Origin of the sequence: Pseudoduganella lutea (genome assembly GCF_004209755.1) — a bacterium.
Classification (GTDB): domain Bacteria; phylum Pseudomonadota; class Gammaproteobacteria; order Burkholderiales; family Burkholderiaceae_D; genus Rugamonas; species Rugamonas lutea.
Genome location: NZ_CP035913.1, coordinates 6,773,331 through 6,785,628, shown reverse-complemented (window position 1 = coordinate 6,785,628; position 12,298 = coordinate 6,773,331). Strand labels below are relative to the sequence as shown.

The following is a 12,298-nucleotide window of genomic DNA, read 5'->3' as shown; positions in this document are numbered from 1 at the left end:
ATGAAAATTTGTCCGGTCCCTGTCAAATGCCTGTCACATGCGGGGCATACGGTAGTCCACTTCGCACTCCACTACCGAGTGCGGCGACCGGCCGCTCAGCAGTTAGTGGCCTCTAACTTGTCCTGCCAGTGAGTGATCATGGCGGGTCACCTACTGGCAAAATCACCTCACGAGGTCATCCATGTTCCCGTTCTTGCAATCCGTCACGCCGGCAGTCCGTAATCACCTGAATGCACAGGCCGCATTCCTGAACGACATGTCCAAATCGCTGTCGCTGTCCTTCCAGGAGATGTGCCAGCTCACTATCCAGTTAGGTCAGACGCTGCTCGAAGAAAGCACTATCGTGGGCCACCAGCTCCTGAGCTCTGATCGCCCTAGCGATCTGATCTCCGTCTCGGCAGCCCGCGTCCAACCTGCCTCCGAAAAGCTGCGCGCGTACCAGCAACATATTTCGCGCGTTGCAGCCGATTCCCAGGTGAGCTTTGCCAAGGTCACGGAACAGCATGTGCAGGAGACCACCCGCACCGCGCAAGCCTTGGCCGACCAGGTGGCACGTACCGCTGCCGACGAGACCGATCGTACGGTCCGCCGCCAGGAAGAATCCCTGAAAAACTTCCGCGATCCGTTCCAGTTTGACGGCGCGCAGCGTGGCAACGGCAGCACGCACCATGGCAGCATGCAGTCGTCGAGCGATGGTGCCAATGGCAGCGCACAGGTCGATGTAGAGGGCGAGCATGCTTCGTTCAAAGGCAATGCACAGGGTGGACAGGCAGCACAAGGAACCCCGGCAAAGCCTGGTAAATCTTCGTAAGACCGAAATCCCTAGCCCGCTGGCATGTCGTCATCGCAACATCTGAGACAAAGTCAGTCGGGCTGAGGATATCGCCGCGCCGGCTGTACGGACTGCACCGGCGTCTTGACCGCTACCGGCACTGGCTGCACCAGCGCGGAGGGTTGCTGCGCTTGCTTTGTCTGAAGCATCGCTTGCAACCGTACCGCGCCGTCCGAGGTCACGCGGTGCGGCGCCGCGATCTTACCTGTCTGCCGATGTCCGCTGGCCAGTCTCTCAAGGTGATACAGCAGGCTGCTAATCCGGATGCCTTCGTTGAGCGCCAAAAACTTGACCTAGCTTGCGCCATGCGCCTCGGTCCAGACACTGCCGTCGATCGCCAGCACGTCGCCGTTTGGATTGCGACCAATCTGCGGCGCATGGTGCAACGCCACGACTTCCCACTGGCGGTTGTACACGGGCGCGCCGGACGAGCCACTGTTCGTGTCTGCCTCGTACACCAGCACCGTCGTTGCTTCATCGCGCTCAATCAGGCGGTTCCCATGTAACACTACCTGCTTTTCCTTTCCCAGCGGATGCTGGATGATGAAGATCGGCTCGCCCCGCGCGACCTTGCCCAGTTCTGCAGTCAGGCGATTGAAACCGTAGTCTGCGATTGCCGCCTGCCTATCGACGCTGTGAGGCTGCAGGGCCACGAGCACGAAATCGAGCTCGTTCCAAGGGCTGCTCAGCAATAACGTATCTGGGTCAAGACGGAAAGTGACCATCGGCGCATAGGAACCATCGAAACGCTGCTCGAAATCGAATACCACCGTCGACTCACGTACGAGGTCATTGAGCGATTCGCCGCCGTTATCGGACCAGTCCAGTACGTGGGCATTGGTCAGCAATAAACCTGGCCCGACCAGGAAGCCAGTACCATGCATTTGCACGCCGCTTGGTGATCGGGCTTGCACCTGCGCGACCGTCCGCCGCAGATCGGCGCCGCGCTGCAGGAACCACACTGGCAGAAAGTCAGCATCGTTGACTACCCGTTCCAGCTGGGTCTGCGCCTTCTTGCTCCATTGACAAGCATCAGGCTGCTGTCGCAGTTCCTGCGCCACGTCGTTATCGAACGCCGTCGCCACCAAGGGCGATTGCACCAATCGCCTGGCGCGCATGGCGGTCACCACCGGATCAAGGAGCCGCACCGTGCGGCGCGCGATATGGTCATGGGTTTGCGCATGCGTACCGGCTTTCTGATCCAGCCGGCGACTTGCTTGCGCGTACACGGGACGCAGCTTCTGCACGCCCACTTCAGATAGCAACGATGTCGTTGACGGAGTCGAGACGACGACGACCACCCTGCCCCGCTGCCTCCAAGCCCGGTCCACGATCCAGCGCGACCGCCGCCGCCAACAACGGACTGAAGTCGAGCCCGGTGCGCTCGATGATCTCCGCGACCGGCACCTGCCACGTACCTGGATTGAACCGTTCCAGACCATCGAGTAAACCTTCCTGGCCGAGCAGATACGCCGAGACGGTCAGGGAGTCGTCGCCCCCAAGATATGCGGCGATCTTCCAGAAGTGCCGAGGCAAGCGTACGCCGCGATACAGGGGATCCTCGTCCGTCATGACTGGCCCGGTAAACACTGTCAGCTGTTGCCGCTGACCCGTTGCCATACCGAGCAGGTGATTCTCGATGCCTAGCCATGTCTCACTGCTCTGGTTGAAATCGGCGTGCTGCGGCGAGCAGTTGGTGAAGTGGAACGTGTCGTTGTTTGCCTGTAGCGCCTCACTCCCCAGGCGGGATCGAGGCGCCGTACCAAGTGGCCGCGATCCAGTGCATTACGCGCGTAGAGCGCCTCGCCGATCTGCTCGGACTGGGCAATCCGCGGATCGAAGTGCCAGCTATCACGTTCGCGCTTTGGCTGTTTAGCCTGCGCACCGTCGATGTTCACTGCCGTGTAGTACGCCAGTTGCCTGCGACGGTTCATGACGATGGAGAAGTGGTGATAAGGCAGGACGGTCGGATCCTGCCCCTCCCTGGCACGGGCATTTTTTGCCGCATTGCGGCGTTGTTCATCGTCCAGGACTGGCAGTGGTACCGGCACCCCCAGGAAATCCGGGTCGTAACCACGGCGCCCCGCGTAATCGGGATCGATGTCGAGGCGTTCCAGGCCACCGGTAGAAAGCGGGCCGGCCTGGGTCAAGGCCACAGGGATGGGCGTTATGGTCGCGTCGCCGAGCGATACGGTAATCGTGAGGGGAACGTGGATCTGGACAGACGTCATGGATGCTCCGAACAAAATGGGAAGAAAACCAGCCATCTATCGTAGAGCCATAATATTTCCACAACGTGTCAACTTCAGACGCAAAGCTCAAGCGCCTCCAGTCGGCCTTATCAAGACTGCACACCTGGTCACTAAGATGTCATAATTGCTGCGTTGCGAAACACAAGCTACAAATGGTAGCGCTAGCTTCCGAAGAGGTTGGCAATACAGCAGGAGTGACTATGCGACACGAAACGGCTGACGATGAACGAAGCGAGCAGTGGGCTGACAGCGCCCACCGTTGGACCAATACCAGTGCAGAGCCGAGGGAGGTCGCAGCCTTACCGCGACCGGTACCAGATGGCGCCCGTAATCGTCGGTCACGGCACGACAGGAAGCCAGCGGCACCACTATTGGTTCGGGTTGACGATGTGAGCGTTGACGATCAGTGTCGTCGCACCTTGCGAAAATTGGCCGCCGCTGGCTGCATCCAGGCGAACGTCCCCTACTCAATTGAACATTTTCAAGTAGCGGAACAAGACCTGCAGTATTTGAAACAACATGGCGTTGTCCATGCAGAAGCGAGCACTTTGTTGCAACCCATGCTGCTGTCCTACGAAAGGCAAAAAGCGGGCGCAGACGTGGGCAAGATCACTGTCATCCTGAACGTCAATCTTGTCTGACGCGTTACCAATATTCAGTGCGTTGCTGAAGGTGGAGATGTTCCGCCAGCTACACTGCTGGATAGCGTCGGTTCCAGCGCCGGTACCAAGGTTGGTCCCAAAAGTTGTACCCTACGATGCAAAGGGGGGCATCAGCACGCAGCCCTACGAGCTCGAAGCGGTCTGCGAACTCCACGTGGCGCAGCAGTCGTATTCCATCCCGTAGCATTGGCGCGCCCGAAGCAAACCAAGGCCGCTGGCGTTATAGATATCCTAGGATGGCAATTCACCCGTCTTTGTGCTGTAGTAAATGGGATCGGCCAAGCCATATCGCAGCGAGGGTTTGATCTGGCGTGGCATGCGTCAGGCGCAGCCAACCGGAATGCATCGACAGGTTCGGCATCGGCAATCGCGTATGGATCATCGCGCGTCTATAACCAAGCGGTGACAGGACGCGCTCAATGACATGGATCGGCACCTGCTCATCGGTAAGCAGCTTGAGCACCCGCTGCTCGCTGATCTTATGCATCAATTTGGTAACGGCCTGCACAACCGCTGCCTGCACAAATTTGCGACGGCGGCAGCTCACCACGGTGTATTCGAACATATGCCAGCCCAAATCTCCGAATTTTAGCGAAGCATATCCTATGACGAAAGTGGGCAGCGCACTTTTGAGGCGCAGCAGCGCACAGTAGTTAGCCCTATGGCAGGGAATGAGATTGCGCGTTCCTGCGTGCCAATCCTGCTGCAGAGCACAATAGGCTAATCATTGCGCGCGTTAATTCCGGTATCACTTTGTGAGGGGTATGGGAAGTGTCGATGATTATCGCTGAGAAGTACGCGGTCAATTAGATGTTGCTCAACGCGAGCAGAACGCAAATATGCTATTGCCTCTTCGAGCCCCAGCATTTTCTTGAAGACGAGTGCAACTTGCAAATGTTGTCCGGTAAGCACGTCTGTGCGGGTTCCCATTTGAAAGTTTCTCCGAGTCAGCAAACGGCCAGCTTAGCTGAATTGGTTCAACATTATCGTGCGATAAACCACCCACATCAGCACTCGGAGCAAGGCCTCCTCGGGTCAGGCGCTTGGGAAGCATCCATCGCCATAGCTATCGAAAAGGTGCTGTCCGTCTCTCACTTGGTTCGGAAAGGACACGATTTATCGCTTCGGGCCGCAGGTTCGCTGAGATAAGAAACTCCACAGCTACAACCGAACCATGCTCGGCCTGCAATCGGATTGCAGTCTCAACAAGAGCGGCTCGTGCGAAATCGGAGCGACGGCAGGTTGATAAGCCGTCTTGAGTCATCACTGTTTCCTCCTGAAAAAAAGAATACCTGAAAGAATGTGAAATTGTGAGTGGTTCACGCAACAGTCGCGTCAAAACAAGTATTTTTTAACGGTCGGTGCAGGACAGCGATGCGTGTAAAGCGGATGAGGGGTATTTGGCGGACGCTAGGCACGTGGCCGGTTGAGGTGGCGCGAGGCGACTGTCCGAAGACAGCACTGTATGGCTGACTGGTGAAGGTGCGTGCTGAGAACACGCTTTACCGGATGTGCAAGTTGCAGATGGCAGTTGGTCCAGCTGCCCAATACGGCTGGCTTGCAAGTGCATCGGCGTCGTCTTGTCGTCGCGCCGCGCTTGGGTAACCTCCATACGCGTCACTTTCTCCTGATGCCGCATACCTCCGTTCTCGCACGCGGCATCGTCATGAAAGCTGAATGGGTCCGGCATTCATTCGGCTACGACTTGGCGTAGTGTGCAACGTCGCAAACCCAGGCAATTTTCCGTTCCTAAGTCTTGTGCATGAAAGCAAGTTGCTTGGCAATCACCGTGATATTGCTGGCCGTGCATGTGTCGCAGGGCCGTTTTGTCGGCGCAATACCTCAGTGGTAAGGTGGTCGCTGACGCCTGGGAGGAAGGACGAGTAAGCAGTTCGATGTGAACCAATTTTGTGATCGGGGCATTGGGCCAGGCACTGTATGTGCGCCAGCCAAAACGCAGCGACTCTCTGACCTACCATCGCGCCAGGGGCTTGCAAAGTATCGATAAAGTACAGAAAACGGCTTCTAGAGGCCGGGCTACTTCGTGACAGCATCCGTACACTATAACGCCGTAAGCATTGCAGCCGTGATCCCAGATCGTTGACGAAACCACCTACACGAGGCGTTCGTTGAAGCTGCTATCCGACTTGCAATGGAAGGCAAGTTGGATCGTGCTCGGCCTTTCTCGCTAGCAAAGGCGTAGGGTACAAAGTTACTGTTCGCGTCCTACACCCACTGGGCGAGAGGCGTCAACGCACGGCCTACTGAGTTAGCGTACTGTCTCAATCGCAAGGCAATTGCCTGGAAGGGGAGCCTAAGCTAGTCATCGTTGACTAGCCTTTCGATCACTCTTTCAATCGCCTCCCAGTGCTCTTCGAAAAAGTATGCGCTGAACATCTCGCCATGTGTCAGGGCCAGCTCATCTGCCAGGTGCTGTAAGGCATCTCCGCCAGCTTCTATTGACATCCGTTTGGTGTTTACCATGGCTCCCCCGTTCTACGATAAGCCCATATCAGCAGGACGGGTTGAGGCGTATCAATGGTTGACCTTGTGGCATCGAGAAAACAACAACGTGTGACATCTACGCCGCACATCCAGATATTTACACACGGATACACTCATTGTGAGCAGCTGCCAGGATACACTTCATGTCATCGCGTACGCAAAAATTTATTGCCAAATGGATATGCATTCAATTCCTGTCTTGGTTGTCGATGATGATGTGCTTGTCGCTGACATGTTGGTTGACCTGCTTCAGGTATGTGGAATCACAGCAATGGCGGTGTACTCAGGCAATCAGGCGCTTGGAGTGCTGAACACTTGGCAACCGAAGGTTATCCTCTTGGATATCCGAATGCCAATTCTGGACGGGTACGAAACTGCAAAAGCGATCCGTTCCCTGCCCGGCTGGGACAACGTCGCGATCCTTGCCCTAAGTGGCTGGCATGGGTCAGAAGGAAGAGCTTACGCCGGCCCCCCACTATTCGATTGCTGCCTGACCAAACCAGCGAAACTCGAAACCATTGTAGAGGCTTTGCAGAGCGTCCTCAACGAGCGGGGAATTGCTGTCTCGCCTGCTGTGAGCAGCTACTGATGTTCGCTTGCTGATGGATTGACCCGCTCAGTGTGTCCTTCCTTCCACGCTGCCCCCCTGTCGTATGCCCCCTCAGTCCCAATTCCTTTAGGTCCTTATGGATCTGCATTAGCGTACCTCGCTGCTTCCTGGATCGAGCTGCCTCGGTCTTAAGCATGGCTGAAGTTGCTGGACCGAGCGGGTGTCGATTGCGCTGCGAGAGCGCTGCTCGGCCTAGGCCGGCTCGTCCGCGCGCAGCTAGAGCCAGCGCGCCGGACACTGTTCTTGAGATGCCTAAGCGTCTGGCGCTCCCTCCAAGGGCGCCTTGCCGCGAATGTGCCAGTGTCAAATAATGCCTAGTTATGCCACGTCAATCACTCCGGTCTACTCAACTTGTTGAGCAGGATTGTGTCTTAGAGCGCCTAACAAAACGCCTTGCTTGTCCTGATAGCAACATCGTACACTGAGCCATTCCGAACGGCTACTTTCGGCCACAAGCAGACCTTGTCACGCCTGTGGTTCTTGAGCTGCAGTTCTCAGCTAGCTAGGCTATGCTGAAAGTTAAATTGCTTCGCCGTCCTGGCGTTCTTCCTATTCTCACAATTGGCACTATGAATCTTTCAAAATACATCATCACTCATATGGAGAAGATTCTTGTCGAATGGGAAGCATTTGCTGCAACTTTTGGCGCAGCTTCAGACAAGATGTCCAGCCTTGAGTTGAGAGACCATGCCAGGCAGATTCTAGAGTTCGTAGCGCGCGACATTGAACAGGACCAGACCTCAGAACAAACTGACGCAAAGTCTCGTGGTGAGCAACCGACCTCAGCTTCAGACGACAGCGCTTCGGTTACTCATGGCAGGTTACGTTACGCCAGCGGGTTTACCCTTCTGCAACTGATTGCAGAATATCGAGCGCTTCGAGCAAGTGTTCTCAAACTCTGGAAGGAGGACGGGGCTGCTGCGTTAGTCGAAAATCCCGAGGACATCATGCGCTTTAACGAAGCAATTGATCAGTCACTAGCAGACGCGGCCGTTGCCTACTCTGACAAGCTGAACGAAACTCGCGACATGTTTTTAGCAATTCTTGGGCACGACTTACGTAGTCCCTTGGCTGCAATGGCGACAGCTGGCACTTATCTACTAAGACCGGGTGCGTTTGACGACCGGGTTCAGCAGATCGGTGTGCGTGTAAAACGTAGCGCAGCAAACATGAATGGAATGGTCAATGACCTCCTAGCACTAGCCCGTACACAGCTAGGCGAAGGCATTGCAATCGTTCGCGAAGAATGCGACCTCCTCGAAATGGGTCAGTGGGCTATTGAAGACGCAAACGCAGCGCACCCCCGTGCGCAGTTCGATTTTCATGCAACTGGAGAACTGATAGGTGCGTTCGATCAATCACGACTTCAGCAATTGCTTACAAACTTAGCAATTAATGCCGCACAATATGGTGCACCGAATACCCCAATCAATGTCCACATCGTGGGCGAGCCTGATCGTGTACTTCTGAGAGTTCAGAACCAAGGACAGACGATTCCAAAAGACGTTTTACCAACCCTTTTCACTTCGTTAGTGCAGGCGACAGAGCACGTCAGTGGGCAGAGGCCACGAAGCAGTCTTGGACTCGGTCTCTATATTGCAAAGCAAATTGCCACTGCGCATGGCGGCGACATCTCAGTTACCTCTGACGACCTAAATGGCACGGAATTTAGTGTACAGATACCTCGTTAATAACGCGATTTCCTTAGGTCCGCTTCGGGTCGATAGCGGACGTGCGAAGGCTCCGTCCGAGCACTAAGATGGCGTCAGTATTCGTAGACGGACTGATGCCATGGCACGAGCACTTCTTCCTGTAGACCTCTGGACGCTTGTAGCAGCTCACCTTCCAGCCCATCACCGATCACCGAAAGGCGGCCGGCCACGGATCGATGATCGGGCGGCGTTCACCGGAATACTCTTTGTCCTCAAAACTGGAATACCGTGGGAATACCTGCCGCGCGAACTCGGCTGCGGCAGTGGCATGACTTGCTGGCGTCGCCTTCAGGAATGGATGCTAGCCGGCGTTTGGCAGCGTATCCACGAGGCGATACTTCGACGGCTCCGAGAGCACGACCAGATCATGTGGGATTGAGCTTGCGTTGACGCTGCAAGCGTACCGGCCCCTGCCGGAGGCGAGCACACGGGCAGAAACCCGACCGATCGCGGCAAACTCGGAGCAAACACCATTTGCTGGTCGATGAGCGCGGGCTTCCGCTAGTAGCTCAGATCTCGGGCGCGCAGGTACACGACTCGCGTTTCCTCATCCCATTGGTAGAGTCAATCCCGGCGGTTAAAGGGCTGGCAGGCCGTGCCCGCAAGCGTCCAGGTAAGCTGCATGCCGACCGAGCGTACGCTTCAAGAGCCCATCGGGCTTGGCTGCGTAGTCGGGGCATCGCCGCTCGCATCGCGCGCTACGGAGTAGAGTCGCGTGAAAGGCTTGGGCGGTGGCGTTGGGTCGTCGAACGAATTTTGGGTTGGCTGCACCGCTTCCGCAGGTTGCGCATCCGGCATGAACGGCGAGCAGATATGCATCAAGCGTTTCTGTCGCTTGCCTGCTCGCTCATCTGTTAGCGGTATGTCGAGAGGTTTTGTTAGGCGTTCTTAACCGTGGGACCGACTCAGATCCAAATTATTGGGCAAAGTAGGTCACATTCGCTGCAATCAACATCTACGTACCATTATGACGGGGTTGTGGCCTTACCCAGAGCATGAAGGGATTTAGATAGACCGGCTCAATCCCACCAATCGAACACTTATCACCAAAGCAGATATCACATCGTATTCGTGAGATAATGATTCTTCGCTAGTACAGGTGCTATCGTAGCGTGCATCAGAACGTACGGCATTAATGTTGCATTAGCAACAAATAGGAGTCCTATGAGCAATGTCGAAAAGACCACCACCGCAGCTAACTCCGCGCAGAGCCATGTACGTTAGTTGGCGGAGCTTGCCGAAGGGATATAAGATTCATTTACTGAGCGACGTTTCGGAAGTTGCGTGGTTAAATTACGCTTTAGAACGTACTGCGGTTAATCTACACGATTATCCGCTGCACACGAAATGTGGCACTAAAGTTCCCACATTCTTCAGCGTCGATAGTTCTTTACCTACCATGTCAACGGCAGACCAGCTGTGTAAGGTATGTGAAAAAGTTAAGCTAGTCAGAGATGCCATTGATGTCGAGTTGTGTCCCACGCTGAGGCAAAGTGAGTTTCGTAGAAAAGAACAAATGGATGTTGATTTCTCCCAATTACTCGTCCAAGGCTGAGCGGTGCACCCTGGCATAAAGTCCCCACGTCCCGTCATGTCCACACCCGACGTCGCCAATGCGTCTGCGCTCATTAGGGCTCGACATTACCCGACGAATTGTATGCATGGCAATATTGCTTCTCAACAGGTGTTCCATTGCCATTGCTGGACCGCCCATGCCTTGTATCGCGAGTCCGTGGTCAATAGCACCCGCTGTTCGAAGGTCTTGTCTATGATAATTTCTTTCATCCATGGTTATGCCTTGTGTCAAGAAGATTGATGCGATCATTCGCTGAAATTCCTTTTAGATGGCACGCCGCCAAGTTGGCGTCGCCATCCGTTTAGGGATATTGCGCGTTTAGGAAAGGGGAAATTCCCTTTTGGTTAGCAGTTAGGGAACGTCAGAGTGACGTTTCCAATCCTCATGGAGCCGCCTCGACGCACACATTGCAGGTGCAGCCTGTGACGTAACACTCTTGAACGCTCTCGGGCTTTGTCTGTCGAACACTGGGTGGCATTTGGCCTGGCAATCAGGTTTCGCTGTTTCGTGACAAGCAACTTCGTTTCCATAATTCGTGGTTCCGCCTCAGCTATGACTTTGTCCATCGCCGCCGACGCCACCTCCTATGAGGTGGTGGACCTATGGAAGACAGCAAACATTGAACAACCATACTCGCTCTGGGAGCGCGCACAGCGGCAGCACGAAAAAATATTTCTATCTTGCACAAGGAGTATAGAACTGCCCGAGTCAAGCCAAGGCGGGTGACCGCTACTAGCTTCCCGGATACTTGTTCTGTGCATAAAGCGAGCAGCGTCCTCAGCAATGTGCTGTTCCCTGCTTTTGCTGTCCAACTTGCCCGACGACAGGTCCGCGTGTCCGATCACATCCCGCCCTACTGCCTGCCCCATGCCCTGCTCGACGGCAACGGTCCGAACATGTGTCGATGCATGCGGACGAGCGCGCGCCCCCCTTACTGGTTAGCAAGGAGGCAGGAAGGGAGCCAAGCGCCCGTCCTGATATCTTGACGCGCGGTACCGTACGGTGCAATTAGCCGAGCTGAGATAGACTTCTCGGCTAACCTAGATGGAGAGTATGAATGACGGCCGGAACCAAGCGAATTAGCCTCGGGCTACAAGGGGGCGGCTCGCTGGGCGCCTTCGGATGGGGTGTTCTCGATCGCCTCTTGCAGGAAACGGCGCTTGAGATTGTTGCAATTAGCGGTACAAGCGCCGGTAGTGTAAATGCCGCGGTAGTTGCCGACGGCTATGCCCGTGGTGGCGGTCGCGAAGGCGCTCGCGCTGCACTGGAGCGTTTTTGGTACGGGCTAAGTTCTATGGCATCAATGGTTAGTCCAGCACGCCCTTCGCCAGTCGACTGGGCAACGGGCGGCGGTACATTGGCCACTTCGCCGGGCTACCAATTGATGCAACTTTTTGCGGGGATTCTGGCACCCCCTATTTCGCCGCTGAGCATGAATCCAATGATTCCTCTACTAAGCACGCTCATTGACTTTGAGCGCGTACGTGCTTGCGAAGAGATCGAGTTATACGTCCCAGCTACGAATATCCGTAGTGGCACAGGCCGTATTTTCACTCGTAGCGAACTAGACGCGCGGATGATTGCAGCTTCATCATGTTTGCCGTACGTGTTCGCGCCTGTAGTGATCGATGGCGAATCTTACTGGGATGGTAGTTTCGTGGGCAATCCATCGCTATCACCCCTGGTTGAGAGAGGTCCGGCTGACATCGTTATCGTACAGAATAATCCAATAGCGCGCCCTGGCCTACCAAAGACGATGAGCGACATCATGAGCAGAACTAGCGAAATCGCTTTCAATATCAGCTTCGTGCGCGATATCAGCGAGATACGTCATCTGGGCGGGATAATCGACGTCGAAGACAGTGACAGCATACATTCAGCAGATGTTCGACTGCATCTGATTAGTGCTAATGAAGAACTTCAGAAGCTGCACTTATCAAGCAAATTTAACACCGAGTTGCCATTTCTACTTCACTTGCGCCAACTCGGCGTGGCCACAGCGGAACAATGGTTGAAGCAAAACTTGGACCTTATAGGAAAACTGTCAACGATGAACCCGATGCGAGTGCAAAAAGCAGAAGCGCTCAATACTTCCAAGGTTTGACCTACCCTGCGATCCTTCAATCTTGCGCTGTGGTCCCCCTTGTTT

11 protein-coding genes and 1 pseudogene are annotated in these 12,298 nt (G+C 55.2%); 6 read left to right on the top strand and 6 right to left on the bottom strand.

Annotated elements, in window-relative coordinates; translation table 11 throughout:
• The first annotated feature begins 181 nt into the window (after nucleotides 1–181).
• A complete protein-coding gene (gene phaP, locus EWM63_RS28650) occupies nucleotides 182–811 on the top strand; it encodes a TIGR01841 family phasin (RefSeq protein ID WP_130189553.1) in 630 nt (209 codons plus the stop codon).
• Nucleotides 812–864: 53 nt separating this feature from the next.
• Here the strand turns inward: phaP and EWM63_RS28645 are convergent, their stop codons facing one another.
• The 4 genes from EWM63_RS28645 to EWM63_RS32870 are packed head-to-tail and all read right to left on the bottom strand — an operon-like array spanning nucleotide 865 to nucleotide 3,063.
• Entirely contained in the window at nucleotides 865–1,116 is a 252-nt protein-coding gene (locus EWM63_RS28645; RefSeq protein ID WP_130189552.1) for a hypothetical protein, read from the bottom strand.
• Nucleotides 1,117–1,125: 9 nt separating this feature from the next.
• Complete coding sequence (locus EWM63_RS28640) at nucleotides 1,126–2,079, bottom strand: trypsin-like serine peptidase (RefSeq protein ID WP_165390981.1); 954 nt, start codon at nucleotides 2,077–2,079, stop codon at nucleotides 1,126–1,128.
• Nucleotides 2,080–2,086: 7 nt separating this feature from the next.
• The gene (locus tag EWM63_RS28635; RefSeq protein ID WP_130190671.1) at nucleotides 2,087–2,575 is read right to left on the bottom strand and encodes a DNA/RNA non-specific endonuclease; all 489 of its coding nucleotides are present in this window, start codon (nucleotides 2,573–2,575) and stop codon (nucleotides 2,087–2,089) included.
• The gene (locus EWM63_RS32870; protein WP_165390980.1) at nucleotides 2,476–3,063 is read right to left on the bottom strand and encodes a DNA/RNA non-specific endonuclease; all 588 of its coding nucleotides are present in this window, start codon (nucleotides 3,061–3,063) and stop codon (nucleotides 2,476–2,478) included. The genes EWM63_RS28635 and EWM63_RS32870 overlap by 100 nt, the downstream gene beginning before the upstream one ends.
• Before the next feature lie 221 nt (nucleotides 3,064–3,284).
• On the opposite strand from EWM63_RS32870, the gene EWM63_RS28625 reads away from it, so the two are divergent.
• A complete protein-coding gene (locus EWM63_RS28625) occupies nucleotides 3,285–3,725 on the top strand; it encodes a hypothetical protein (RefSeq protein WP_130189549.1) in 441 nt (146 codons plus the stop codon).
• A 265-nt stretch (nucleotides 3,726–3,990) separates the two neighbouring features.
• Here EWM63_RS28625 and EWM63_RS28620 read toward each other — a convergent pair whose 3' ends face one another.
• Together EWM63_RS28620 and EWM63_RS31940 are read right to left on the bottom strand one after the other, a co-directional pair.
• On the bottom strand, nucleotides 3,991–4,311 hold the full coding sequence (locus EWM63_RS28620; RefSeq protein ID WP_130189548.1) for a hypothetical protein: 321 nt from the start codon (nucleotides 4,309–4,311) through the stop codon (nucleotides 3,991–3,993).
• A 1,754-nt stretch (nucleotides 4,312–6,065) separates the two neighbouring features.
• Nucleotides 6,066–6,230 (bottom strand): hypothetical protein, encoded by a 165-nt coding sequence (locus EWM63_RS31940; protein WP_165390979.1) that lies wholly within the window; start codon nucleotides 6,228–6,230, stop codon nucleotides 6,066–6,068.
• 139 nt (nucleotides 6,231–6,369) lie between these two features.
• Between EWM63_RS31940 and EWM63_RS28615 the strand changes: the two genes are divergently transcribed.
• From EWM63_RS28615 to EWM63_RS28600, 4 genes and pseudogenes are all read left to right on the top strand, one after another.
• Nucleotides 6,370–6,840, top strand: coding sequence for a response regulator (locus EWM63_RS28615; protein ID WP_130189547.1), 471 nt, complete (start codon nucleotides 6,370–6,372; stop codon nucleotides 6,838–6,840).
• 530 nt (nucleotides 6,841–7,370) lie between these two features.
• Nucleotides 7,371–8,552: a sensor histidine kinase gene (locus EWM63_RS28610; protein WP_229487559.1), complete on the top strand. Its 1,182-nt coding sequence runs from the start codon at nucleotides 7,371–7,373 to the stop codon at nucleotides 8,550–8,552.
• 100 nt (nucleotides 8,553–8,652) lie between these two features.
• Nucleotides 8,653–9,431, top strand: a pseudogene (locus EWM63_RS28605) (IS5 family transposase).
• A 1,775-nt stretch (nucleotides 9,432–11,206) separates the two neighbouring features.
• Nucleotides 11,207–12,253 (top strand): patatin-like phospholipase family protein, encoded by a 1,047-nt coding sequence (locus EWM63_RS28600; protein WP_130189546.1) that lies wholly within the window; start codon nucleotides 11,207–11,209, stop codon nucleotides 12,251–12,253.
• The last annotated feature ends 45 nt before the right edge of the window (nucleotides 12,254–12,298 follow it).